This window comes from Acinetobacter endophylla (assembly GCF_053543775.1).
This window is the reverse complement of record NZ_JBLVOM010000009.1, coordinates 15,471-40,436: the sequence shown is the minus strand read 5'-3', so window position 1 is coordinate 40,436 and position 24,966 is coordinate 15,471. Positions and strand designations below refer to the sequence as shown.

Sequence of the window (24,966 nt, the reverse complement as noted above, 5' to 3'; positions counted from 1 at the left end):
ATGCGGTATTAGCATCCCTTTCGAGATGTTGTCCCCCACTAATAGGCAGATTCCTAAGCATTACTCACCCGTCCGCCGCTAGGTAAAGTAGCAAGCTACTCTTCCCCGCTCGACTTGCATGTGTTAAGCCTGCCGCCAGCGTTCAATCTGAGCCATGATCAAACTCTTCAGTTTAATACTATGTAGCACCTTAAAGGGTGCCAATCTTGGCTCATCAATTTTCTGACAAATATTTCTCAAATAAACTTCGAGTAATTTCTACCATCAATCAATGAAAATAATTTCGATCAATCAACCAGTAAAAATCCACACAAGTTGTTCTTCATAATCTCTTAATGATCTTTCTAACACCTCGTCAGTGCTAGAAGCTGGACTTCGATATACTTAACAACTCAGCGATCCGCTTCGTTCGTTTCCGTCTATCTCGTCGGTATGTGCTCATTATAGGGCAATTTCTTACACGTGCAAGCGCTTTTAACGCACAGGAATCACGAGTGTTTTATTTTTATGCACCAAATTGGTTCAATTCCATACAATACATTACATAAGTACATATTTTTAAAACAGAAATATAAATTAAATATTTCTGCTTTATTCTATGCCTAGTTTTTCACGACTGGTGCTTTAATCATCACACTGGTGATTTTTACAGGGTTCACCGGCACATTTTGATGCATTCCATAGTTTCGGGTCGGTACTTTGGCAATCTGATCGACGATATCCATGCCTTTAGTGACCTTACCAAATACCGCATAGCCGGCATTTCTAGCAGAACGATCCAAGAAATCATTATCGACCAGGTTCACAAAGAATTGTGCTCGGGCAGAATCCGGCTGATTGGTACGGGCCATGGCTAAAGTACCGCGTTTATTTTGCAGACCATTCGACGATTCGTTTTTAATAGGTGCTTTGGTATTGGCTTTTTCCTGCATGTTCACATCAAAGCCACCGCCCTGCACCATAAAGCCTGGAATGACGCGGTGAAAGATCGTGTCCTTATAGAAGTTGCTCTTTACATAGCTTTCGAAGTTCTTTGCCGAGATTGGGGCTTTGTCATTGAAGAGTTCAATTTCAATATTTCCAGATGAAGTCTTCATCTCAATAATTGTATTTGCAGCAAAGCTAGGCAGACTGACCGCAGCAAGTGCGATGACACATAATGATTTCTTTAACATTTATTAACTCATCTACTTAGAAGTAATGGTTGTGAATGACTATATATTAATCTTTTATAACTCATAATGCAGTGACCTGCCGACTAAAGACAAGAGAATAAGAATGAAGCATGCATTATTACAGGAGCAAAATATCCACCAGTTTCCACCGTGGCGTTTGCAGGGTGAGGGTTTTATTCTGAATTATTGGCTGACCCCCAGCTTTATTGAGCAAGCAAAACAGTTCCGTATTGCCCCTTCTCCACTGGGTCGTATGATTCAAGTCTTATTGGTGCGTTATCACACCTCGCCGATTGGCCCTTATGATGAGTTACTGATTCTGGACCATCCTTTAATTAGTAAACGGCGCCTCAGCTCGATTCCTAAAATTTATGTATCTACCCATGAGTCTGTGGTACATGGTCAGCATTTATGGGGCATTCCCAAAGAACATGCGCAGTTTGAATGGCAGGAAAAGGATCAGGAAGTACTGTGTCAGATTCAGCACCAGAACCAGCATATGACGATTCGATTGAAGAAAACTAAATCTGCACGCCAGTTCTATATTAATAGTCATCATATTCCAGCGTCTATGTTGAAAATCCAGCAAGCCTGGAAAGGGCAGCGTTTTCAGTTTAGTCCACAGTTCCGCGGTCATCTCTCCAAACTCTCACAAGTAGAGTGGAAAGATGCCGAGAATATATTTCCAGATTTTTCCAAAGCCAAATTGCTGCAAAGCTTTTATGTCCCCAAATTCAATCTGATCTTTCCTGAAGCGCAGATCAGTAGCAAAGTGTAAAGACTGATAAAAACTTAGCTATAAAAAAAGGTGTTTCATGAGAAACACCTTTTTGCATTCATGCTTTCGATTTAACTATTTTTGTCCCAGAATTTGCGGAAGTTTTTGCTGATCTCAATCACATATTTTTTGGCACGGCGGGAGATCGGCGTCAGATTGATAAAACCATGTGCCTGATCGGTATATTCATCATAATGAACACTCACGCCATTCTGACGTAGTTTATGTGCATAGATTGAACCTTCATCATGCAGAACATCATGACGTGCAGTAATTACATAGCTCGGCGGCAAGTTCTGCAATTCACCATAGGTCGGCGAAATCAGTGGGTCATCCAGTTCAATCTGATGAGTTTGGGCATACATGAAGGTCACCAGATCAATATCCTGCTCCGAAAGTACCAGTCCATCTTTATAAGCATAAAAAGAAGGATGGCGACTTTTAAAGTCGAGCGCCGGATAAAGCAAAAGCTGTGCTCGTGCGGCATAAGATTTACCGGCACTGCGCTGTGCCACGACAGTAGCCAGATTCCCGCCTGCGCTGTCCCCTGCCACGGCAATGCGATTTTTATAGACTTTTAGCTGCTTGCTATGCTGATGTGCCCAAGCCAAGGCATCTTCACAGACTTGTACCATTTGTAAGGGACTAAATTCTGGCGTCAGCGGATAAGCCACACTTAACACCTGTACTTTGGCATGCACTGCCAGCAAGCGACAGAATTCATCGTGAGTATCCAGACCGCCCACCATAAATGCACCGCCATGATAAAAAATCACCATCGGCAACTTCTTTTGTGGAGCTGGATGATAATGCCGGGCAAAGATGCTGCCACTCTGTAGAGGAAGGCGAAGCTCTTCGACAAATTTGACCGCGGTCGGTCTAGCCCGGATGGCTTTCATACGTGCATCAAACAATGTGCGCGAATGTGCGAGATCCTCACTGATAAAACTGCTATGCCCCTGTTTTATCTGGATGGCCATCAGGCATTTAACCAAAGGGTCTAAATCAGGATAGACATGAGGATAATCCAGGGCCTTAACCAATGTTTCCTGTGCAATACCAGGTAAGCGGTCCAGCATACGCGCTGCCGTCCCTTGTCCTTTTTCCATCACACTTTTCAGAACCGGAGGATTCACAGTCATTATTTTTAGTCCTTATTCTCTTAATTCTTCATAGTTTCTACACGATTAGCGTTTCAGTGACCATATTCTTATATAAGTCTTAATATCAATGTACATATAGCTTCTGTCCGATACGTTACCCTCATTTATAGAAGATGTCATTGACCGTTTAAAGGTTATTTTTGACGTACTTTTGCGAGCTTAAGTATATTTTTTATTGCAAATCGGGAGGATGCCTATGGCTAGCAAAATTATAGCTTTGTCTTTGGCGACTGCATTTTTAGCTGTAGGCTGCGTCGCATTTCCTGAAGATGGTGGCTATTATGATGGCCGCTATGATCAGCGTTATGACCGTCGCTATGAACTGGACCGGCGTTATGAACAAGATCATCGCTATGAGCGGCAACGCTGGGAATATGAACAGCAACGCAAACGCATTGAACTGGATCGACGTAAACAGGAATTACAACGTCGCAATTGGGAGCAGGATCGTAAAAGACAGTTAGAGCTGGATCGACGTAAAAGCCAACTGGAACGGCAGCGCCATGAACAGCAACGTAAAAATATCATGACGCAACGGCAAAAACAGGTAGAGGCAGAACGTAAACGTCGTCAGGATCTGGAGCGTAAACGTGCAACAGATCAGCGCAGTAAAAAAGTCCAGCAAAACCGTTCTAATCAACGCTGGAATGACAACCGACGCCATCAGGAACAACGCTCACGCGATCGTCGTGATTAAGACTTGAATTGTCTTCTCTATTAAAAGCCCAGACTGAGCTTTTTAAATCGAAAAAGATAGCTTCCTGATAAACAAAGGCCCTAAAGAAAATTTCTTTAGGGCCTTTGTAGAGGGTTATGTTAAACGAACTTCCACTTCGCTTATGCTTCTCAGCAATTCAACCAGAACATCCTGTTCTCTACATAAATTATCCTATCGGATCAACTGGCTCTGATGAAGCCGAGATTCACTATCCAAGCTGTAAGTTTTATCTTACATAACGCTAAAATAGAGACAACTGATTCCAACAAATTCAAAATCGGTAAATTCTAGGCAAAAAAAAGGCTTATCTAGAGAACAGGATAAGCCACGAAAACACATTTCAAAATAAGAAGAAACTACAGCGATAGAATCTGGAATAAATATTAACTAAAAGTTCATCTATTGTGAAAGACTTTATTGCTTAGATATTAATCGTTTTTATGTCTAATAAATAAACAGGCAAAAAAAAGCTGAGTTTTGGGGATACTCAGCTTGAAAAAAGCAACTTTAAAATAGGGCAACAGCAACCCGGTTCGGCTCTCTCCTCTGAACAAGGTCGCTGTTAATAGAAATATAATGCAATTTTTTTACCCATACTTAAAACGGATTAAAATTATTAATTTGATTCAAAAATACGATTATTCATTTTTTATATTTATTTTCAAATACTTAATTCTTAGATTTAGTCGCGAATTAAATCTATTTAGCTCAAAATCCGGATTCATGGCTGCTTATACCCGTGTATTTTATTCTCATCCCATCCTGTTGTTGTGTTCTGAATAGCTTGTTCTGCTGTCCGCTGGATTCAGTATTTTGCATAAATCTTAAATTTAATCTGGGTCGACGCTTGAATTTTTACACCCTGCCCCGATTTCTTTAGGTAATCAAGAACTTCACAACCATGGCAGTTCAGCATAAACGCAGTGAACACTGAGGCCTAAGGACTGTACATGTTTAAGAACCCATTTAAACGGAGTAAATCAATGGCGACTGAGCAAAACGAGCAAGCTCAACAACTTGAGCAAGAGCAAGCGGAACAAGATACAGCGCAAACTCAAGCTGAAACCGAGCAGGCTGAAGTTTCCGTTGAGTCTTTACAAGAGCAGATTGCGCAGCTTGAAGGTGACTTGAAGTTAGAAAAAGCCCGTACCGCCAATGCAGTCTATGAAGCACAAAAGAGTGTTGAACGTATTCAGCGTGAATCTGAAAAGCATAAAGATACGGTTCTGGAAAAGTTCTCTAAAGAGCTTCTAGAAACAGTCGACAATCTGGAGCGTGCCATTGTGGCTGCAGGTGAAGAGCAAACACCATTGCGTGAAGGCGTTGAACTGACGCTTAAATCTTTATTGCATACCTTGGAGAAATTTGGGGTTGTGGCAGTAGACACCAACAACGGTTTCAATGCTGACCTGCACCAGGCAGTCGGGATTGATCCAAATGCCAAAGCAAATGAAATTGGGACTGTTTTGCAAAAAGGCTACACGCTTAACAGTCGCTTATTGCGTCCTGCCATGGTGATGGTCGGCGCTTAAGCCAAATAAATTCGGGAGTTTGTGAAATTTTTCAAAAATTTTACTTGAAAAAAATCGAACGGCTCTCATATCGGATAACAAGTGTAAATCACAAAAAAATTTTAGAGGAAACATCCAAATGGCTAAAATCATTGGTATTGACTTAGGTACTACAAACTCATGTGTTGCAGTACTTGAAGGCGACAAAGTTAAAGTAATCGAAAACGCTGAAGGCGCGCGTACCACTCCATCTATTATTGCCTATAAAGATGGCGAAATTCTGGTAGGTCAATCTGCAAAGCGTCAAGCAGTAACGAATCCGAAAAATACATTGTTCGCGATCAAACGTTTGATCGGTCGTCGTTATGAAGACCAAGCGGTACAAAAAGATATCGGTCTGGTTCCTTACAAAATCATCAAAGCTGACAACGGTGATGCTTGGGTTGATGTCAACGACAAAAAATTGGCGCCACAACAGGTTTCTGCTGAAATCTTGAAAAAGATGAAGAAAACTGCTGAAGATTACCTGGGCGAAACCGTAACTGAAGCTGTTATTACTGTTCCTGCTTACTTCAACGATGCACAGCGTCAAGCAACTAAAGATGCAGGTAAAATTGCAGGTTTAGAAGTTAAACGTATCATCAACGAGCCAACTGCTGCGGCACTTGCGTTTGGTATGGACAAGAAAGAAGGCGATCGTAAAATCGCGGTTTATGACTTGGGTGGTGGTACTTTCGACGTTTCAATCATTGAAATTGCGGACCTTGATGGCGACCAGCAAATTGAAGTATTGTCGACTAACGGTGATACATTCCTAGGTGGTGAAGACTTCGATAACGCGTTAATCGAGTTCCTGGTTGAAGAGTTCAAGAAAGAACAAAACTTTAACCTGAAACAAGATCCACTGGCGTTACAGCGTTTAAAAGAAGCTGCGGAGAAAGCGAAAATCGAGCTTTCTTCTTCAAATGCAACTGAAATCAACCTTCCATACATCACTGCTGATGCGACTGGTCCTAAACACTTAGTGATCAACGTAACACGTGCAAAACTTGAAGGTCTGGTTGCTGACCTGGTTGCGCGTACCATTGAACCTTGCCGTATTGCGCTTAAAGATGCGGGTCTTTCGACTTCTGACATCTCTGACGTAATCCTGGTGGGCGGTCAGTCTCGTATGCCAATGGTTCAACAGAAGGTTCAAGAATTCTTCGGTAAAGAGCCACGTAAAGACGTAAACCCTGACGAAGCAGTAGCCATGGGTGCTGCGATTCAAGGTGCGGTACTTTCAGGTGACAAAACTGACGTACTTCTACTTGACGTAACTCCGTTGACACTTGGTATTGAAACTATGGGCGGCGTGTTGACTGCAATCATCGAGAAAAACACCACGATTCCTGCAAAGAAATCTCAAGTGTTCTCAACTGCTGCGGACAACCAGCCTGCTGTAGACATTTCAGTTTACCAAGGTGAACGTAAAATGGCGCAGCAAAACAAATTGTTGGGTAACTTCCAGTTAGGCGACATCCCACCTGCGCCACGTGGTGTGCCACAAATTGAAGTATCTTTCGACATCAATGCTGATGGTATCTTGAAAGTATCTGCGAAAGACAAGAGCACTGGTAAAGAGCAATCGATCCAGATTAAAGCAAACTCAGGTTTGTCTGATGCTGAAATCGAAGCAATGATCAAAGATGCTGAAGCGAATGCTGAAGAAGACCGTAAATTTGAAGAGCTTGCAAAAGCACGCAACGAAGCGGATGCTTTAGTTGCTTCTTCACAAAAAGCAGTGAAAGATCTTGGTGAACAAGTGACTGCAGACGAAAAAACTGCAATCGAAACTGCGGTTTCTGAGCTTGAAGCTGCAACCAAAGAAAATGACGTTGAAGAGATCAAAGCGAAAACTGAAGCGCTGCAAAACATCATCATGCCAATTACACAACGTGCATATGAAGCAGCGCAAGGCCAAGGCGGTGCGCAAGGTTTTGATCCAAACGCATTCCAAGGCGGCGAAGGTCAATCTCAAAAAGCGGACGACGGCGTTGTAGATGCTGAGTTCACTGAAGTAAAAGATGACAAGAAATAATTTGTCGGTTTAACTAAAAAAACCGCGCGAAAGCGCGGTTTTTTTATGTCTCAACTTGAAGGAATAAAATAAAAATTACCAAAATTTGATCGTATTTTCAGGAAAAGCTGTTTAAGTTAAATCAAACATTAAAATACCCTGAACTCATGAAAATTCTGATTTTGCTGTCTTTACTAAGTTGCTTGGGCCTGACGGCGTGTAGCCTGCCCGTTTCATCTCCCCCCTCTTTTCAAAGCACTTCAACTCAATCTACCCAAGCCATTGCCCAATTATTTGATCAAGCCAAGACTTCTGGAATTTTAGTGATTCAGCGTGATCAACAGATACAGGTCTATGACAATGATTTAAGCCGTGCAGGTACCGAATATGTTCCAGCCTCTACTTTCAAAATGCTCAATGTCCTGATTGGTCTACAACATGGTAAAGCCACAACCAATGAGATTTTTAAATGGGATGGCAAGAAACGCAGTTTTTCAGCCTGGGAAAAAGATATGACTCTCGGTGAAGCCATGCAATCGTCTGCCTGTACCCGTCTATCAGGAACTGGCGCGTCGTATTGGCCTTGAACTGATGCAACAGGAAGTACAACGCATCCAATTTGGTAATCAGCAGATTGGTCAACAGGTCGATAACTTCTGGTTGGTAGGCCCTTTGAAAATCACTCCAAAACAGGAAGTCGAATTTGTCTCTGCTCTAGCCCGAGAGCAACTGGCCTTTGATCCTCAAGTCCAGCAGCAAGTTAAAGCCATGTTACTTTTACAGGAACGGCAAGCTTATCGCCTATATGCCAAATCCGGTTGGGGCATGGATGTACAACCTCAAGTCGGCTGGCTTACCGGCTGGGTTGAAACACCGCAAGCCGAGATCGTGTCATTTTCACTGAATATGCAGATGCAAAATGGTATGGATCCGGCGATCCGCCTTGAAATTTTGCAGCAGGCTTTGGCCGAATTAGGGCTTTATCCAAAAGCTGAAGGATGATGCAAATAAGCATGGGAAAGGCATTAAAATTAAGCTATATTTTTAAAAAATAAACATTTAAATAAAAAATATGCGTCTTCTGCTCTGTCTGCTCGTGGTGGGATTGATCATGTCTGCCTATCTGCATATGCAGGCCAAAACCCATCCTCAACTGCGCTATAACTCGCTGGCTGATCGTTTGACTCATCCTTTCGATACCCGCTTACGTTTCCGGATTGATCAGGTCGATTCAGGCTTTGGACTGAGTAAAGATCAAGTGATTCAACTGAGCAAGGAAGCCATCGAGATCTGGCATCAGGGAAGCAATCGTGACGATTTGATGGTCTATGATGAAAATGCTAGGCTGAGTATTCACCTGATCTATGATCAGCGCCAGCAAGACTATGATGCCTTAAAGAAAGTCGAAAAACAGTTGCTGGCAGATGACGCCAAGTATCAACGTCAGGTCAAAAACCTGGAAGCATCCCATCAGCATCTGGAAAGTCAGCAGCAACGCCTGATCCAGCAAAGAGATCAGATCAATAGTGAATTTCAGGCCTTACAGCAACGACGCCGTCAGCCGAATTTATCTGCTTATGAGCGTGAGCAAATTGAATATGAAGTTTTGGCTTTACAGCGTAAATCGGAAAATTTTCAACGGGAACTTCAATACCTGCAGGAACAGCAAAGTTCCTTTAATATGAATGTTTCCATGCATCAACATGGTCTGCAAAATCATCAACAGAATATCATTCAAGCCCAACAGCGTTTCCCTGCCCGCGAATTTCATAAAGGTGTGTTTATGGGCAATCAAATTCATGTCTATCAATTTGATGCAGAAGATGATCTCCGCCTGACTCTGGCACATGAACTCGGACATGCCTTGGGTCTGTATCACCATAATGACCCGGAAGCACTGATGTATCCGGTGCTGGGTAAACAGAATCTGCAACACTTCCAGCTGCGACCTGCAGACAAGACCTTGCTTTATAACCGTTAAATGATCAGCTTGAATTCCTTAATTAATTTAAGTGTATAAGTATTATAAAAAACACTCTATTCTGATTTCATGTTATTGTGATTGGCTACATTGTTTAGGCCATCTTTGGAGATTCGTGTGAGTTACTACCATATTTTAATTGAAGTAAATGACCACATTAGTACGATTGATGAAACCCGTGATATCGAGATCTTTGATATCGAGGACATCCAACCCTATCTTCATTCGATTTTGCTGCCTTATTTCAATGAACAACTGATTGAACTCGACGATGAAAATCTGGAATATAAAGATATTCTGCATTTGGAAATCAAACAGACCTTATTGCCGATTAATGACCTGATCGAAGAAGAACAGCGTCTGTTACCAAGTGATACCGACATTACCATTAGCGCCTATGAAATTTTTAATAACCGCGAGTTGAATCAGGATGTCACCAGCGTGATCTTTGACCTGCTTGAAGCGGTAAAACTGGATAGCTAAACTTTTTCCATGCATAAAAAAAGTCCTCATTGAGAGGACTTTTTTTATGCATGGATTTAGATCGAGAATGAAGATCCACAACCACAGGTCGTGGTCGCATTCGGGTTTTGTACCACGAAACGTGAGCCTTCCAGACCTTCTAAATAATCTACTACCGAACCAACCAGATACTGATAACTCAGTGAATCGACCAGGACTTTAACATCGCCATTGGCGAATTCTGCATCATCTTCATTCTGGCTTTCTGCAAAGTTAAAGCCATAAGAGAAACCTGAACAGCCGCCACCGGTCACATAGACACGGAGCATTAAGTCTTGGTTACCTTCACTGTCACGCAACTGGCGTACTTTATTTGCGGCATTGTCGGTGAGCACAAGCGCTTGGGCATTCATGGCGGATTCCTCTGTTGAATGGAATGTCTTTAAAAAGAAAAGACCATATTTAAGTATAGCACACTCAATATATGGTCAGTCTCTACAGATTAAAAGTCAAATCAGAGTAATTTTATCAGGATTATTTGTAGTTCTCATCCTGTAAGGCACATTCAAAATTTGTCGGATTCTGTTTGCAACGGAATTGCCACAGCAATTTCATCATGCGTTTGTCATAAACGCCGCGTTTGGTCAGGTCAATTCGGGAATCCCGCATCATTTTCTGATAACCTGGTTTATCTGCCGCAGGAATATCCATCCAGTATTTCGAAGGAATATCCGCTTTCATTTTACCCAAAATACCAAAGGCACGTGGTAACTGGCTCTTGACCCATTCACGTGATTTTTGTCCGTATCCTGCCGGGAATTTATCAGGACGGATAATAATATTACCTGTAACCTGCAATACCGGATAATTCACAATCGCACCTTTACTACCCAACCCTTTATGTAATTCTAAAGGCTTAAATGCTGCAGCTGGTGCACCGATAATATCCACCTGACCATTGTTAAACATACTGGCAAAATTGCTGATTTCGGCACTCACTGCTTGTGCACCAACCTGCTGTACCATGATTTTTTGTGCTTCGTCATGGCTTAGTACCGCAATTTTTTTACCGGCTGCTTTGGCAACAGTATTGATACTGCGGTCGTTCACTAACAGAAAAGCATCACCTACCGGAATCACTCCAACAATTTCATATTTACCTTGCAGCATTTGTTTGGCGAAGGTGGGACTGGCCAGGCCCTGCATGACTTTAACCGCCAGATTCAGATCGGTGATAGCCCCGATTGCATCCAGAGAACCGGTAAACTTGTTAAATTGACGGCCACGCATTCCAGTCACACTAATGCCGTCACATTTCCCGGCTTTAAAATCTTCTGCGACCACGGCTTCATTGGTATTCACCCGCAATTCGACATCTGCCCCCCAGTTTTTGGCCGCCAACTGATAGTCTTTCATCACACTATAGACATCACCGTTTTTACCGACCAGATCAAATACGCAAATCACCTGTTTGGCTTGCGCCAGACCTGAAACAGCCAGTGTCGCTGTAGCCAATGCCAGTACTTTCCATCCTCTATGCATCATCTTCATTTCCTTATCGCTTGTTTTTGTTATTGAAGTTTTAGTCACATGTGATTGTTTTTTATATGAAACATTCGAATTTAATATTTAGATTAAGCTTAAGCTATTTTATTTGCTGCACAATGGCAGATCTGACCTGGTTCAGCCATAAAAAAAGCCTAGATCACTCTAAGCTTTTTGCTTTAAAAATCAGATTATTCGCCAGCCATTGAACATTCAAAGTTGGCCTTATCGACAGAACAACGGGCACGTTTTAATACTGACATCATGCTGGCATCATAGATTCCACGTTTGGTCATGTCCATCCGGCCATCACGTAACATTTTCTGATACTTGGTTTTATCTTCAACGTTCAGGTTCATTTTATATTTCGACGGAATACCGGCTTCCAGACGTTTGATCATGGCCATGCTCTTTGGCAGGTTTTTGATAAACCAGTCACGCGATTTCTGTCCAAAACCTGCGGGGAATTTTTCTGGACGAATCACAAAATCAGACGTCACATGCAGCACCGGGAAATTAAACATCGCGCCGTTATTACCCAGACCTTTATAGATTTCTAATGGCTTGTAGGCATAGGCAGGCGCACCCACCATATCCACCTGACCATTGTTAAATTTGGCCACAAAGTTGGACACATCGGAAATGACGGCCTGTGCACCGACGCGCTGTACCATGATTTTCTGGGCATCGTCATAGCCGAGTACTGCGAATTTTTTACCTGCAGCCTTTTCAATCGAATTGATATTTTTGTCACGAACAAAAATAAATGCCGAACCCAGCGGAGAAATACCGGCAATTTCATATTTTTTGCCGCCCATATTGGTCACCATTTTGCCTGCATTACGTTTGTCGAGAGCAAAACTGATCGCACGCTGGGCAATAGCATTACTTGGTGCACCACCCAGTGCATCAATAGAACCGGCAAATTTATTGTATTGACGGGCACGCATGGCGGTCATAAACACGCCATCACATTTACCGGCCTTGAAGTCATTGTCGGCAACCGCTTCATCCTGACGGGCAATCAGATTAATTTCTGCGCCCCAGCCTTTTGCAGCCAGTGCCCATTCTTGTGCCATCTGGAAAGACTCACCGGATTTACCCAGTAAGTCAAACACACAGATATCGACTTTTTCTGCATGCGCCGCACTTGCAAAACCAAATGCAGAGAATGCAGCCAATGATAAGAGTGTTTTTTTCATTGTAGTTATCCTTTGAAATCTTGTTATTCGCTGAGTGTCCGTACACGGGACAAATATTAAGCAAGTTTAATTAAAAAAAATAGAGCATTTACTCCATTTAAAACCGGCATTTTGGCCTATAAAGATAAATCAGCAATAGTTGCCTAAGTTATTTTTAAATATATATTTAAATATCAATATCTTAATATTTAAAACTGCTTTCTTATAATTACATTTACCCAGATATAGTTACAAAGATATACATGATTTCAGATTTATTCGCCACCAATCGAACATTCAAAATTGGTTCTTTCTACCGTACAACGCGCGCGTTTCAATACGTTCATCATGCCCTGATCATAAATCCCCTGTTTGGTTAAATCGATCCGCCCATCACGCAGAATCTTTTGGTAGGCCACACGATCTTCACGGCTTAGATTCAGAATATATTTGCTTGGAATCTCAGCTTCCATGCGCTTGACCATGGCAAAGCTGCGCGGTAACTGTTTCACAAACCAGTTTCGGGATTGTGCGGCAAAGCTTGCCGGAAACTTTTCCTGACGAATAATCAGATCAGCAGTGACATTAATCACCGGAAAATTAATCATTGCGCCTTGACGGCCTAGTCCTTTCTGTAATTCCAGCGGTTTAAATGCATAAGCCGGTGCAGCGACAATATCCACTTCGCCCTGATTAAACTTGCGAATAAAATTGGAAATTTCCGACATGACCGGTACTGCTTCAATCCGGTCGACCATGATTTTTTGCGCATAGTCATAATGCAGCACGGCAAATTTCTTGCCTTTGACCTGTTCCAGTTTATTTAGAGTACGATCACGAACAAAAATATAGGCTGGGCCAATCTGACCAATACCCGCCACTTCGAATTTTTCTTTGCCAATCTGGGTGATCAGGCGTTTGCTATTGCGTTTATCCAGTACATAGCTGATGGCTTTCATGGCAATGTCATTATTCGGCACGCCGCCAATTGCATCAATCGATCCAGCAAATTTGTTATAAGCCCGGGCACGCATTGAGGTCATATAGAAGGCATCACATTTTCCGGCTTTGACGTCCTGATCGACCTTGGCTTCATCCTGATAAGCGCTTAGCTGAATTTCGGCACCCCAGCCTTTTGCTGCCAGCGCCCATTCCTCCAGCAGTTTGTAAGACTCACCAGATTTCCCCAGTAAATCAAAAACACAGACATTCACTCTGGCTTGAGTTGAAGTCGACACCAAAATGCCCAGTGCCGATAAAATTAAACATCCCTTTTTCATTTTTATTTGACTCTATGATATTTTTTGCTCCATCAGCCTGAACTATAAACCACTGTTCATGCATAAAATAGAGCTTTTACTCAACTTATGCGTCTATCCCAGATGAATTGACAGAGATGAAAAGCACAATCATTTCAGCAAAACCGGTAAGATTTTTCATTTTCACAGGGCTTTCCTTTAGAATAGGCGCATCTTATTTCTTAGCTTTGATTTCTCAATGATTCAGTTAGACCAGTTATCTATACGTCGCGGTGGACGTGTTTTATTTCAAAAAGCGTCGATGCAGTTACACCCAGGATGGAAAATTGGCCTAACCGGTGTCAATGGTGCCGGGAAATCAACCCTGTTTTCAGCCTTGCTGGGCGGCATGGAGTCAGATACGGGTTCATTGACCCGTCCTGCGGTGTGGACCGTGGCGCATATGGCTCAGGAAATTAAAGCGCTGAATATGAAAGCCATTGATTTCGTATTATCAGGTGATGAAGAATACTGGGAGATTCAGCAGAAACTTGAGCAGCCAGATCAACTGGATGATGCAGAACTAGGGCATTTATATGGCCGTTTTGATGAAATTTCAGGTTATTCAGCTCCTGCCAAAGCCTCGCAATTGATGGCGGGTCTGGGCTTCTTTGAACATCAATCACAACTGGATGTTTCAAGTTTTTCCGGTGGCTGGCGTATGCGTTTGAATCTGGCACGTACCCTGATGAGCCGATCAGACTTACTGCTCCTCGATGAACCAACCAACCATCTGGACTTGGACGCAATTCTCTGGCTCGAAGACTGGCTGAAAGCCTATGAAGGTACGCTGGTACTGATTTCGCATGACCGGGACTTCCTCGATGCGATTACCGATCACATTTTACATATCGAAAATCAGGAACTGATTTTATATACCGGTAACTATTCGACTTTTGAGCGCACCCGTAGTGAGCGTTTAGCGCAGCAGCAACAGGCGTATGAAAAGCAGCTGGAAACCCGCGCGCATCTGCAAAAATATATTGACCGTTTTAAAGCGCAAGCGACCAAAGCCAAACAGGCACAGAGCCGGATCAAACAGCTGGAACGAATGCAGGAACTATCTGCAGCCCATGTCGATACGCCATTTACCTTCAGTTTCCGTGAACCGACCAAAATGAGTTCGCCGTTATTGCAACTGGAACATGCCGATATTGGTTATGGCGACAAGCTGATTGTCACCAATGTAAATTTACAGATCACGCCAAACAGCCGGATCGGTTTGCTTGGGATGAATGGTGCCGGTAAATCCACGCTGATTAAATCGCTGGTCGGTGACCTGAAACTGATTCAGGGTCTGCGGAAAGATTCAGAATTACTGAATATTGGTTATTTTGCCCAGCATCAAATGGATGCACTGGATGGTAATGCCAGCCCAATGTTACAGCTGGCACGTATCGCAGATAAAAAAATCAGTGAAGCCAGTCTACGCTCCTTCTTGGGTAGTTTCGGTTTTAGTGGCGAACGTATGGATACGCCAAGCGAAAGCTTCTCAGGCGGTGAACGTGCACGTTTGGCCCTAGCACTGATTGTTTGGCAGCGTCCGAATGTACTGATTCTGGATGAGCCGACCAACCATTTAGACCTGGATATGCGTCATGCACTGACTATGGCTTTACAAGATTTTCAGGGCGCGGTAGTTCTAGTTTCGCATGAACGTCAGCTCATCGCCAGCGTCTGTGATGAACTGCTACTGGTACATAATGGTCAATGCCGTGAGTTTGATGGTGATCTTACTGCCTATGCTGACTGGTTACGCCAAGCCCGTATTGAGATGATTAAAAATGGGCAAAAGCCAGCAGAACCGGTGAAATCCCAAGTCGAAGTCAAACCGACTATTTCCAAACTGGACAAGGAAGCACAACGTAAGGAAGCTGCTCGCCAGCGGGAACTAAGTCGTCCGATTCGCAAGAATATTGAAAAATGCGAAGCACAGATGGCCAAACTACAGCCGCGACTGATTGAAATTGAAAACCTGCTGGGTGACAGTGCTTTATACGAAGCATCACGTAAAAATGATTTGCTGAAACTGATGAATGAGCAAACTGAGCTCAAAGCCAAACTGGAAACAGCCGAAGAACAGATGCTGGAACTGATGATGGAACTGGAAAGTCTGGAACAGTCTTTCTAAAACTCTTCCACTAAGATTCAAGATAAGAGATGAATGACTAACGTTGTTCATCTCTTTTTTATTCACTATTTTTAATGTTTTCTCTTACCTTTTCACCTCTGTATTTTTTCATTTATGTCTAGATGCTTCTTTAATTCGATTCTTTTCTACTCATTCGACACATAAGGTCACAAATTACGTAAATCCTATATAAGTTTATTTTTTAAACAGTTGGATGCCTTATTTCATACATTAATTTACAGCGCACTGTTTCATCCTAAGGCTCTAATACAAGTGTTTTTTAATTTTTGGCAGCCTTGCTACGAGTCTGTTTAATGTTGAACTAGAGAGAGGAAATCCGCATGCGTGCTCTTACCTATCATGGTGCTCGGGATGTACGAGTTGAATCCGTTCCAGATCCAGTGATTCAGGAACCAGATGACGTTATTTTACGGGTGACAGCCACCGCCATCTGTGGCTCAGATCTGCATTTATACCGGGGAAAAATCCCGGCCACTGAAGACGGTGATATTTTCGGCCATGAATTTATGGGAATTGTAGAAGAAGTCGGCCCAGAAGTAAGCGAAGTCAAAAAAGGTGACCGGGTGATTATTCCCTTTGTGATTGCATGCGGTCACTGTTTTTTCTGTGAACATGAACTCATGGCTGCCTGTGAAAATACCAATACCGGTCGTGGTGCAATTCTCAACAAAAAACAGATCCCACCAGGGGCAGCTTTATTTGGCTTTAGCCATCTGTATGGTGGTATACCGGGTGGTCAGGCTGAATATGTACGGATCCCCAAAGGCAATGTCGGACCATTTAAGGTGCCGGGTTCCCTGCCTGATGAAAAAGTATTATTCCTGACCGATATTCTGCCAACTGCGTGGCAAGCAGTGAATAATGCCCAAGTCGGTCGAGGTTCCAGTGTGGCGATTTATGGTGCTGGCCCGGTCGGTCTGCTGGCTGCTGCCTGCGCGCGGATGCTCGGTGCCGAGCAGATATTTATGGTCGATCACCACCCTTACCGTTTGCGTTTCGCGCATCAAACCTATGGGGTAATTCCCGTCAATTTTGATGAAGTCGATGCCGCTGAATTTATCATTCAAAATACCACGGGTTATCGTGGAGTCGATGCCGTCATTGATGCGGTCGGTTTTGAAGCCAAAGGTAGCATGCTGGAAACCGTAATGACCAACCTGAAATTAGAAGGTTCGAGTGGTTCAGCGCTAAGACAATGTATTGCAGCGGTCCGTCGCGGCGGTGTGGTGAGTGTACCTGGAGTTTATGCCGGTCCAATTCATGGCTTCCTGTTTGGTGATGCCTTTGACAAAGGTTTGACCTTTAAAATGGGACAAACCCATGTGCATAATTACTTGCCGCAGTTGCTAGAACATATTGAAAATGGAGATCTGTCTCCAGATCTGATTATTACCCATCGCATGAAACTGGAAGATGCTGCGGAAGGTTACCGTATTTTTGATAAAAAGGAAGAAGACTGTCGTAAAGTCATTCTAACACCATAAATATGATTAAAAAAAAGCGCCGTCAGGCGCTTTTTTATTTTTCATCGTCATTTTATCAATCCTCTTTTTCTTGTTCCTAATCAATATCATTTCAGCGATTCCCTCCCTCTTTTCTATCGAGTAATAAAAGAAATGCCCGATTTTCAATAATGAAATCAAGAAATAACTCAAAAATGAGAAATAAAAAAGTTAAGCAAAAATCGATAAAAGTATGATTTTAAATAAAAATGAAAGTTCACTTGATTATTAAATCAATTATGTAGTTTAGCTACATCCTGAATTTTTAATTAAAAATATGTTCCACGGTAATGATTAGAGAAACTACACTATATTTACAAGTATTTAATTTATAATAATTTTTTATTTTAAAACCAATCCAAGGAATCGTCTGGTCATACTAGCGATATCTCGCCAAATCCCTTTTAAATTTAAAATGCCATTTTAAATTTAAAAACACTTACCCACAAGACAAGAGAGTTTAAATTTGAATTTAAAATGAAGAATTAATACATGGATTAAAGTTTGTGGAAAAATATTATCTTATTCACATAAAAATTACGGATAACTTCAAAGTTATCCACATATTTGATCAGGATTACTACACACTTAAAGCAATATCACTCACGTATTCTTTAATTTATTACACCAAATTTTTTATAAGTGATTGAGAACTTAGTTTTTCTACATGGGGGAGTATTTATTATTTTCAGCCAAATCCAAACTGAATATTTGATCAGTTTTATTGCATTTATATTCCTCTAATACCACTTTGACTGATCCAGTTTTCACCTAGTGTCGTGAACTGCATGCAAACTTCTCATCGTATAAAGAACGTCTTTCTAACTCACTTTCCTATTCAAAAATTATTTTAGAAGTTCTGATGCAGATCATTTTTATAACGATAGATTCACTCCAGATTTCAGGTATTCTCCCGAGTTGGTAATCTCTATACATAAACCCTTTCTTAGAGTCGATTTGGCTTACTCAACTTGGCTTTTTAAAACCTAAATGAACCCGTTCCATATCTAAAAATCGGTCCAAAATTACTTTATTTTGCCTAGCTCACAGGATATGAGTAAAAAAATTGGTCTAAAAAAAGCGCCTCGAAAGGCGCTTTTTTATATCTGATTTTATCCTGAAGGGTTATGCATCAATATCTGCATTCAAGGCATTTTCTTCAATGAAAGCACGACGTGGTTCTACGTCATCGCCCATCAAGCAAGAGAACATACGATCCGCTTCAATCGCATCGGTAACTGTCACTTGCAGCATGTTACGGTTGTCTGGATCCATGGTGGTTTCCCACAACTGTTCCGCATTCATCTCACCCAGACCTTTATAGCGCTGGATCATCATGCCACGACGTGAGTCCTGCAAGATATGCTGCCAAACCTGATGGAAATTGCTAACCTGAATCTTGCGGTCGCCTTTTTGTAAATATGCACCCTCTTCAAGCAGGCTAAACCAACTCTTCGAGTTCTTTAATAAACGTGCATATTCACTTGAACCTAACAGTACTGAGTCTAACAGGTAGCTATGTGGCAAGTTATGTACATAGATCGTGATACGTGGCAACCAGCTTGCAGTTTTTTGACCATCTGCCAGTTCTTTTTCAAAACGCTCCAGGGTTAATTCTGGACGTAATGTTGGCTGAATGGCTTCAATCGCTGCACGCAGATTCTCACCCCATGTTTCCACATAGGTTTTGTCTTCCAGCTGATCCAGCTTAAAACCTTCCAGTGAAAGTAGTGCATCAAGCAGACTCGCAGGATAACGCTGGGTCAAACGTGCCAAGCTCTTCTGGGAAGTCTGATAATCAGCAATCACATTTGCCAGTGCTTCACCACGAATCGCAGGCGCTTCTGCACTGATATGCAGTTCCAGCTCATCAATCGCATTCGAAATTAGGTAAGTTTCCAGTGCATCATTGTCCTTGATGTACTGTTCCTGCTTGCCTTTTTTCAGCTTGTACAGTGGTGGCTGGGCAATATAGATATGACCACGTTCCACAAGTTCTGGCATTTGACGGAAGAAGAAGGTCAACAGCAGCGTACGGATGTGTGAACCATCGACGTCAGCATCGGTCATGATGATGATTTTATGATAACGCAGTTTGTCCGGATTATATTCCTCACGACCAATACCACAGCCGAGTGCGGTAATCAGCGTACCGACTTCAGCAGAGGAAATCATACGGTCAAAACGGGCACGTTCCACATTCAGGATCTTACCTTTCAGTGGTAAAATCGCCTGCATTTTACGGTTACGACCTTGCTTGGCTGAACCACCTGCAGAATCACCCTCGACCAGGTACAGTTCAGACAAAGCTGGATCTTTTTCCTGACAATCGGCCAGTTTGCCTGGAAGACCGGCAATATCCAGCGCACTCTTACGACGTGTCATTTCACGTGCTTTACGCGCTGCATCACGCGCACGTGCTGCATCAATGATCTTGCCAGCAATCGCTTTGGCTGCTTGTGGATTTTCCAATAAATATTCAGAAAATGCCTTGTTCATGGCCTGTTCAACAGCCGTTTTAACTTCACTCGACACCAGTTTTTCTTTGGTCTGTGAAGAGAATTTTGGATCAGGTACTTTGACTGACACGATGGCAGTCAGGCCTTCACGCGCATCATCACCCGATACCGCAACTTTTTCCTTTTTCAGGATATTTTCGCTGTCCATGTAGTTGTTTAAACCACGGGTCAACGCAGCACGGAAACCGGCCAAATGCGTACCACCATCCTTTTGCGGGATGTTGTTGGTAAAGCAACGTACATTTTCCTGATAAGAATCATTCCACTGCAATGCGACTTCTACCGTAATACCGTTATCGGCCTGTGCAGCAGTGAAATGGAAAATATCATTCAGGTGAGTTTTGCCTTCGTTAATATATTTAACGAACTCAGACAGACCACCTTCATAATCAAAGACATGCTCGGCATTAATGCGTTCGTCACGCAGCACAATACGCACACCTGCGTTCAGGAACGACAGTTCACGCAAACGACGCGCCAAAATATCAACATTAAAAATGGTCTGACTAAAAGTCTCGGCACTTGGCCAGAAACGGACACGAGTACCGGTTCTATCGGTATCGCCCACTACTTTTAATGGATATTGAGAATCGCCATGACGGTATTCTTGTTCATGAATTTTACCGGCACGGTGAATGGTCAATTCGAGTTTTTCAGACAGTGCGTTGACTACGGAAACACCGACACCATGCAGACCGCCAGACACTTTATAACTGTTGTCGTCGAACTTACCACCGGCATGCAGAATGGTTAAAATCACCTCTGCTGCAGACACACCTTCTTCAGGGTGAATGTCGGTCGGAATACCACGACCATTATCAGAAACTGAAACCGATTCATCTTCATGGATCGTCACTATAATTTCATCACAGTGGCCTGCCAAGGCTTCATCAATCGAGTTGTCGACTACTTCAAACACCATGTGGTGCAGGCCCGTACCATCGTCTGTATCACCAATGTACATGCCCGGACGCTTACGGACTGCGTCTAAACCACGTAATACCTTGATGCTAGAGGAATCATAAGCCTTTTCAATGGTTTGTTCTGTTTGAGAAGCAGCTTGATCTTCTGAACTCATGGTTTCTCCCTAGTGAAAAATAGGTCTATCCAAAGATGGGTAAAACTCAAAAAATATTATTGCACAACTTGAACTGTACCGTTTTCAACACTGAATAACTGATATGAGATAGACAAATCATGTAAGTGCTTTTGTACTGATTCATGGTCTAAGGTGGTAATAAAAACTTGACTACCAAGTTGGCTCAATCGCTCAATTAAACGTTGTTGTGCGGTTAAATCTAATTCTGCTGTCACATCATCTAATAATACCACAGTTTCCTTATTACAAGAATGTAGCATTGCGATTTGCGACAGTTTTAGTGCGATCATCAGCAGCTTTTTCTGCCCGCGCGACAGGATCACATCAGCATCCCCCATCGGGGTCTTTAAACGCAAATCTGCGCGATGTGGGCCATATTCGGTATAGCGTCGCTCACAGTCTTTTTCATGCTGGTTGGTCAGATCATTTAGCAGGCCGGTTTCACTATGAAAGCCCGGACTGTATTCCAGACTGACTTGCAATTCAGGTAATAACTGTTTCAGATCATCTTCAAAAAATGGCTTCCATTGTTCCACAATCCCGACACGTTGCGAGTGCAGGATTTCACCATATTCACTCAGCATCTGGTTCCACGGTTCCAGATCAGACAGACTGAGAAAGCGTTTGCTTTTGAGCAGACTATTTCGCTGTTTCAGCGCACGAGAATAATATTGCCAGGCATGATAAAACTCTGGTTCCACGTGGAACATTAACCAGTCAAGGAGTTGGCGTCGTGGTTTAGCACCATGATCGATAATATCGGTGCTTTGCGGATCAATCAGCTGCAAGGGCAACAGTTTGGCCAGCTGTCCCTGGGTTGCGACCAGATCACCATTGACCTTGATCAGTTGCTCCCCGCTGGCCATTTTTTGCATGCCAATTTTTTCAGTCGCAGACTGTGCAAATACAATCGCATCCTGCGCGCCATGCTGGATATAATTTTTGGGAATATGAGTACGGAAGGAACGACCGGCAGCCAGTAAATGAATCGCCTCTAAAATCGAGGTTTTACCTGAACCATTTTGCCCATAAAAAACATTAAACGGCTGCAATCCGTGGAGAGCAACCGTCTTTAAATTCCGCACACGCTCAATATGTAAACGCGTAATATGCATGTCTTATATGAATATCAGAAGCCGCGGCTTAAACACGCATCGGCATGACGACATAAGTCTGATCAGTATGCGCCGGGTCTTGTACTAAGACAGACTGATTCGCTTCAGTCATAGTCATTGATACATCATCGCCATCCAGCACACCGAGGACTTCAATCAGATACTGCGCATTGAAGGACATTTCTAGCGGTGAATCGGCATATTGAATCGCCAGGTCTTCAATCGCTTCATCCTGCTCCGGGTTATTGGCACGAAGTTGCAAAGAATCAGCATTGAAGTTCAGAAACACACCGCGAAGTTTTTCATTACTTAAAATCGCCACACGCTGCAAAGACTGCTTGAACACGTCATGTGCGATCATCACGACTTTGTCGCCCCCACGTGGAATCACACGGCGGTAGTCCGGGAACTTACCATCAATCAGCTTGGTAGTGAAACGCACGGTAATGTTCGCCTGTTCCTTGTCACGGCTTGGCATATTGATGGTCACATTGAGCAGTTCACGACCAATCAATAGAGATAATTGCTCATCTTCAACGCTGAGCAGGCGCTGTAATTCTGCAACGGCCTTACGTGGCACAATTGCCTGAATCGGCTGTGCTGCAGTGGATTGTGCTGCTGTTTCACACAGTGCTAGGCGGTGGCCATCGGTGGTCACAGCACGTAGCTGATTGGCATCAATTTCCAGCAAAGTACCGGTCAGGTAAAAACGCACATCCTGAACTGCCATGGCAAAGGCGGTTTTTTCGAACAGGCGTTTAAGTTCACGCTGTGTCACCGTCACTTGTGTGCCTTGGGTGTTTTCAGTGTTCAGTAATGGATAATCATCAGCAGGCAAGGTACCCAGTACAAAACGGCTGTTGCCTGATTTAAGGATGCAGCGCTGATCTTCAGTAATATGCAAATCCACCAATGCCGCTGAAGGAAGTGACTTACAGATATCAATCAGCTTACGTGCAGGAACTGTGGTCTCGCCTTCCTGCAAACATGCACCTTCAGCCAGTGCTGTACTCGCCACCAGTTCGACTTCCAGGTCGGAACCGGTCACGGTCAATGCTTGCGTAGTCACCTGAATTTTCAGGTTAGACAGGATATTCAAGGTATGGCGACGTTCAACCGCTCCTACGACATGTGAGAGAACATTCAGTAAGCTTTCTTTCGCGATTTTTAAACGCACGGTGCATTCCTCTAAAGCTGAAGATTAATATAGAAAAAGTGATTTTTTTGACGGTTTACTATGCGGCAAAAGCAGCCGCATAGCAAGAATAGAATTTGAGCGATTTAGGTCAACTTTGCAACAGACGTTGCAGGTTTTTATAGTCTTCGTTAAAGATCGGATCCTCTTCACGCAGGCTTTGTACTTTCTCGCAAGCATGCATCACGGTACTGTGATCACGACCGCCAAAAGCCATGCCAATTTCCGGAAAACTGTCGCCGGTTAATTCACGTGCCAGACCCATCGCCAGCTGACGTGGACGGGCATAAATCCGGGTACGTTTTGGACCGACCAGTTCTTTCAGCGGAATCCGGAAATATTCACTGACCACACGCTGAATATTTTCAGTACTGATGGTACGGGCACGAATTGCCAGCACATCTTTTAAAGATTCACGCACTACATCCAGATCAATTGGTGTGCCTTTAAAACGTGAAATCGCTACCACTTTGTTCAGCGCACCTTCCAGCTCACGCACGTTAGCCACCACCTGCTGGGCAATAAACAGCGCACAGTTACGTGGTAAATCAACCTGGTTGCTTTCTGCTTTTTTCAGCAGAATTTCAATTCGGGTTTCAATATCTGGTGGTTCAACTCCGACCGACAACCCCCAGGAAAAACGTGAAACCAGACGTGGATCCAGTTCGGTTAGTTCTTTAGGATAACGATCCGAAGTCAGAATAATCTGTTTGGACTCATCCAGCAGTGCATTAAAGGTGTAGAAAAACTCGACCAGACTGGCTTCTTTACCGGCCAGCAAGTGAATATCATCAACCAGTAATAAATCCAGAGAACGGCAATTTTTCTTAAACTCTTCGACTTTGCCCTGCTGTAACGAGCTGACAAAGTCCTGTACAAAACTTTCTGCGGTCATGTACATGACACGTGCATTTGGCTTGGCCTGCAACAATGCATTACCGACCGCCTGCATCAAGTGAGTTTTACCCAGACCGGTCGGACCATATAAAAATAAGGGGTTGTGCTGTGAAGCACCCAGCTGGGTCAGTACCTTGCGACAGGTTTCTGCCGCCATCTGGTTAGATCGGCCTTCCACAAACAGCGAGAAGGTAAACAATGGATTCAACTGACGTCTACGGCTATTTTTGCCGCTGTCTTCTTTTTCTTTCTTCGGTTTCGGCACCGGCATCGGTATCGAAGTCAATGCCGCAGTCGTAGTCGCCGGTTGTTCACTGGCAGATAAAATTGCCCCTGGACGTGAATCCACTAAAATTTCGACCTTGCGTACCCGTCCTTCAGACAATTGCTCTGCCAGAATCGTGATCAGTTCCAGATGATGTTCTTGAATGTAACGCGTCCAGTAAGGATTAGGTGCATACAAACGCAAGCTGTCTTCCAGCTCTTCTGCAACCAATGGGCGAATCCACATTGTAAAGACATTTCCAGAGAGCTCTTGTCGCAGGCGATTTAAGCAGTCCGTCCAAAGCATGTGAATCCCCTATTCATTCCATTGTTCATTCAAAAAAGATGACCG

At 43.2% G+C, this 24,966-nt stretch carries 18 protein-coding genes, 1 rRNA gene and 1 pseudogene; 9 read left to right on the top strand and 11 right to left on the bottom strand.

The window, feature by feature from the left end; translation table 11 throughout:
• Both ACNPNW_RS01615 and ACNPNW_RS01610 read right to left on the bottom strand, forming a co-directional pair.
• Nucleotides 1–174 (bottom strand): 16S ribosomal RNA (locus ACNPNW_RS01615); the annotation flags it as partial.
• Nucleotides 175–602: 428 nt separating this feature from the next.
• Entirely contained in the window at nucleotides 603–1,175 is a 573-nt protein-coding gene (locus ACNPNW_RS01610; protein ID WP_129718026.1) for a peptidylprolyl isomerase, read from the bottom strand.
• A 103-nt stretch (nucleotides 1,176–1,278) separates the two neighbouring features.
• On the opposite strand from ACNPNW_RS01610, the gene ACNPNW_RS01605 reads away from it, so the two are divergent.
• The gene (locus ACNPNW_RS01605) at nucleotides 1,279–1,953 is read left to right on the top strand and encodes an acetoacetate decarboxylase family protein (RefSeq protein ID WP_005268228.1); all 675 of its coding nucleotides are present in this window, start codon (nucleotides 1,279–1,281) and stop codon (nucleotides 1,951–1,953) included.
• Between the two features lie 71 nt (nucleotides 1,954–2,024).
• Here ACNPNW_RS01605 and ACNPNW_RS01600 read toward each other — a convergent pair whose 3' ends face one another.
• Nucleotides 2,025–3,095 (bottom strand): alpha/beta hydrolase, encoded by a 1,071-nt coding sequence (locus ACNPNW_RS01600; protein WP_448766441.1) that lies wholly within the window; start codon nucleotides 3,093–3,095, stop codon nucleotides 2,025–2,027.
• Nucleotides 3,096–3,312: 217 nt separating this feature from the next.
• Between ACNPNW_RS01600 and ACNPNW_RS01595 the strand changes: the two genes are divergently transcribed.
• From ACNPNW_RS01595 to ACNPNW_RS01570, 6 genes and pseudogenes are all read left to right on the top strand, one after another.
• Nucleotides 3,313–3,813, top strand: coding sequence for a cell envelope integrity TolA family protein (locus tag ACNPNW_RS01595; RefSeq protein WP_005104971.1), 501 nt, complete (start codon nucleotides 3,313–3,315; stop codon nucleotides 3,811–3,813).
• A gap of 1,004 nt (nucleotides 3,814–4,817) precedes the next feature.
• Entirely contained in the window at nucleotides 4,818–5,366 is a 549-nt protein-coding gene (grpE, locus tag ACNPNW_RS01590; protein WP_004647116.1) for a nucleotide exchange factor GrpE, read from the top strand.
• 118 nt (nucleotides 5,367–5,484) lie between these two features.
• Complete coding sequence (gene dnaK / locus ACNPNW_RS01585) at nucleotides 5,485–7,425, top strand: molecular chaperone DnaK (RefSeq protein WP_071852338.1); 1,941 nt, start codon at nucleotides 5,485–5,487, stop codon at nucleotides 7,423–7,425.
• 146 nt (nucleotides 7,426–7,571) lie between these two features.
• A pseudogene (gene blaOXA, locus ACNPNW_RS01580) lies at nucleotides 7,572–8,406 on the top strand (OXA-134 family carbapenem-hydrolyzing class D beta-lactamase).
• Nucleotides 8,407–8,476: 70 nt separating this feature from the next.
• Nucleotides 8,477–9,385: a matrixin family metalloprotease gene (locus tag ACNPNW_RS01575; protein WP_420937808.1), complete on the top strand. Its 909-nt coding sequence runs from the start codon at nucleotides 8,477–8,479 to the stop codon at nucleotides 9,383–9,385.
• A 105-nt stretch (nucleotides 9,386–9,490) separates the two neighbouring features.
• Nucleotides 9,491–9,868 carry a hypothetical protein gene (locus ACNPNW_RS01570; protein WP_420937810.1) on the top strand — a complete coding sequence of 126 codons (378 nt, stop codon included), beginning with the start codon at nucleotides 9,491–9,493 and terminating at the stop codon, nucleotides 9,866–9,868.
• Nucleotides 9,869–9,924: 56 nt separating this feature from the next.
• Here ACNPNW_RS01570 and erpA read toward each other — a convergent pair whose 3' ends face one another.
• The 4 genes from erpA to ACNPNW_RS01550 form a co-directional block, all read right to left on the bottom strand.
• Entirely contained in the window at nucleotides 9,925–10,260 is a 336-nt protein-coding gene (gene erpA, locus ACNPNW_RS01565) for an iron-sulfur cluster insertion protein ErpA (protein ID WP_004281944.1), read from the bottom strand.
• Nucleotides 10,261–10,381: 121 nt separating this feature from the next.
• Complete coding sequence (locus tag ACNPNW_RS01560) at nucleotides 10,382–11,389, bottom strand: putative solute-binding protein (RefSeq protein ID WP_005104964.1); 1,008 nt, start codon at nucleotides 11,387–11,389, stop codon at nucleotides 10,382–10,384.
• A gap of 194 nt (nucleotides 11,390–11,583) precedes the next feature.
• Complete coding sequence (locus ACNPNW_RS01555; RefSeq protein WP_005268232.1) at nucleotides 11,584–12,594, bottom strand: putative solute-binding protein; 1,011 nt, start codon at nucleotides 12,592–12,594, stop codon at nucleotides 11,584–11,586.
• Nucleotides 12,595–12,848: 254 nt separating this feature from the next.
• Nucleotides 12,849–13,853, bottom strand: a complete 1,005-nt coding sequence (locus ACNPNW_RS01550) for a putative solute-binding protein (RefSeq protein ID WP_005094847.1) — start codon at nucleotides 13,851–13,853, stop codon at nucleotides 12,849–12,851.
• Between the two features lie 217 nt (nucleotides 13,854–14,070).
• Between ACNPNW_RS01550 and ACNPNW_RS01545 the strand changes: the two genes are divergently transcribed.
• Nucleotides 14,071–16,002, top strand: coding sequence for an ATP-binding cassette domain-containing protein (locus ACNPNW_RS01545; protein WP_448766440.1), 1,932 nt, complete (start codon nucleotides 14,071–14,073; stop codon nucleotides 16,000–16,002).
• Between the two features lie 341 nt (nucleotides 16,003–16,343).
• Nucleotides 16,344–17,507: a zinc-dependent alcohol dehydrogenase gene (locus ACNPNW_RS01540; RefSeq protein ID WP_448766439.1), complete on the top strand. Its 1,164-nt coding sequence runs from the start codon at nucleotides 16,344–16,346 to the stop codon at nucleotides 17,505–17,507.
• 1,143 nt (nucleotides 17,508–18,650) lie between these two features.
• On the opposite strand, the gene gyrB is transcribed toward ACNPNW_RS01540, so the two are convergent.
• The 4 genes from gyrB to dnaA all read right to left on the bottom strand — a co-directional run bounded on the left by gyrB (nucleotide 18,651) and on the right by dnaA (nucleotide 24,921).
• A complete protein-coding gene (gene gyrB, locus ACNPNW_RS01535) occupies nucleotides 18,651–21,122 on the bottom strand; it encodes a DNA topoisomerase (ATP-hydrolyzing) subunit B (RefSeq protein ID WP_005245546.1) in 2,472 nt (823 codons plus the stop codon).
• Between the two features lie 56 nt (nucleotides 21,123–21,178).
• Nucleotides 21,179–22,258 (bottom strand): DNA replication/repair protein RecF, encoded by a 1,080-nt coding sequence (gene recF, locus ACNPNW_RS01530; RefSeq protein WP_114541696.1) that lies wholly within the window; start codon nucleotides 22,256–22,258, stop codon nucleotides 21,179–21,181.
• 28 nt (nucleotides 22,259–22,286) lie between these two features.
• Nucleotides 22,287–23,435 (bottom strand): DNA polymerase III subunit beta, encoded by a 1,149-nt coding sequence (gene dnaN / locus ACNPNW_RS01525; protein WP_004647129.1) that lies wholly within the window; start codon nucleotides 23,433–23,435, stop codon nucleotides 22,287–22,289.
• A gap of 109 nt (nucleotides 23,436–23,544) precedes the next feature.
• On the bottom strand, nucleotides 23,545–24,921 hold the full coding sequence (dnaA, locus tag ACNPNW_RS01520) for a chromosomal replication initiator protein DnaA (protein ID WP_005104955.1): 1,377 nt from the start codon (nucleotides 24,919–24,921) through the stop codon (nucleotides 23,545–23,547).
• Nucleotides 24,922–24,966: the final 45 nt, after the last annotated feature.

Bases quoted from the DNA above. Each gene is read 5' to 3' on its own strand.
- ACNPNW_RS01575 (WP_420937808.1), top strand. From the start codon at position 8,477: ATGCGTCTTCTGCTCTGTCTGCTCGTGGTGGGATTGATCATGTCTGCC.
- ACNPNW_RS01610 (WP_129718026.1), bottom strand. From the start codon at position 1,175: ATGTTAAAGAAATCATTATGTGTCATCGCACTTGCTGCGGTCAGTCTG.
- erpA (WP_004281944.1), bottom strand. From the start codon at position 10,260: ATGAATGCCCAAGCGCTTGTGCTCACCGACAATGCCGCAAATAAAGTA.
- ACNPNW_RS01540 (WP_448766439.1), top strand. From the start codon at position 16,344: ATGCGTGCTCTTACCTATCATGGTGCTCGGGATGTACGAGTTGAATCC.
- ACNPNW_RS01560 (WP_005104964.1), bottom strand. From the start codon at position 11,389: ATGCATAGAGGATGGAAAGTACTGGCATTGGCTACAGCGACACTGGCT.
- ACNPNW_RS01600 (WP_448766441.1), bottom strand. From the start codon at position 3,095: ATGACTGTGAATCCTCCGGTTCTGAAAAGTGTGATGGAAAAAGGACAA.
- dnaK (WP_071852338.1), top strand. From the start codon at position 5,485: ATGGCTAAAATCATTGGTATTGACTTAGGTACTACAAACTCATGTGTT.
- dnaA (WP_005104955.1), bottom strand. From the start codon at position 24,921: ATGCTTTGGACGGACTGCTTAAATCGCCTGCGACAAGAGCTCTCTGGA.
- grpE (WP_004647116.1), top strand. From the start codon at position 4,818: ATGGCGACTGAGCAAAACGAGCAAGCTCAACAACTTGAGCAAGAGCAA.
- gyrB (WP_005245546.1), bottom strand. From the start codon at position 21,122: ATGAGTTCAGAAGATCAAGCTGCTTCTCAAACAGAACAAACCATTGAA.
- ACNPNW_RS01555 (WP_005268232.1), bottom strand. From the start codon at position 12,594: ATGAAAAAAACACTCTTATCATTGGCTGCATTCTCTGCATTTGGTTTT.
- ACNPNW_RS01550 (WP_005094847.1), bottom strand. From the start codon at position 13,853: ATGAAAAAGGGATGTTTAATTTTATCGGCACTGGGCATTTTGGTGTCG.
- ACNPNW_RS01545 (WP_448766440.1), top strand. From the start codon at position 14,071: ATGATTCAGTTAGACCAGTTATCTATACGTCGCGGTGGACGTGTTTTA.
- ACNPNW_RS01595 (WP_005104971.1), top strand. From the start codon at position 3,313: ATGGCTAGCAAAATTATAGCTTTGTCTTTGGCGACTGCATTTTTAGCT.
- recF (WP_114541696.1), bottom strand. From the start codon at position 22,258: ATGCATATTACGCGTTTACATATTGAGCGTGTGCGGAATTTAAAGACG.
- ACNPNW_RS01605 (WP_005268228.1), top strand. From the start codon at position 1,279: ATGAAGCATGCATTATTACAGGAGCAAAATATCCACCAGTTTCCACCG.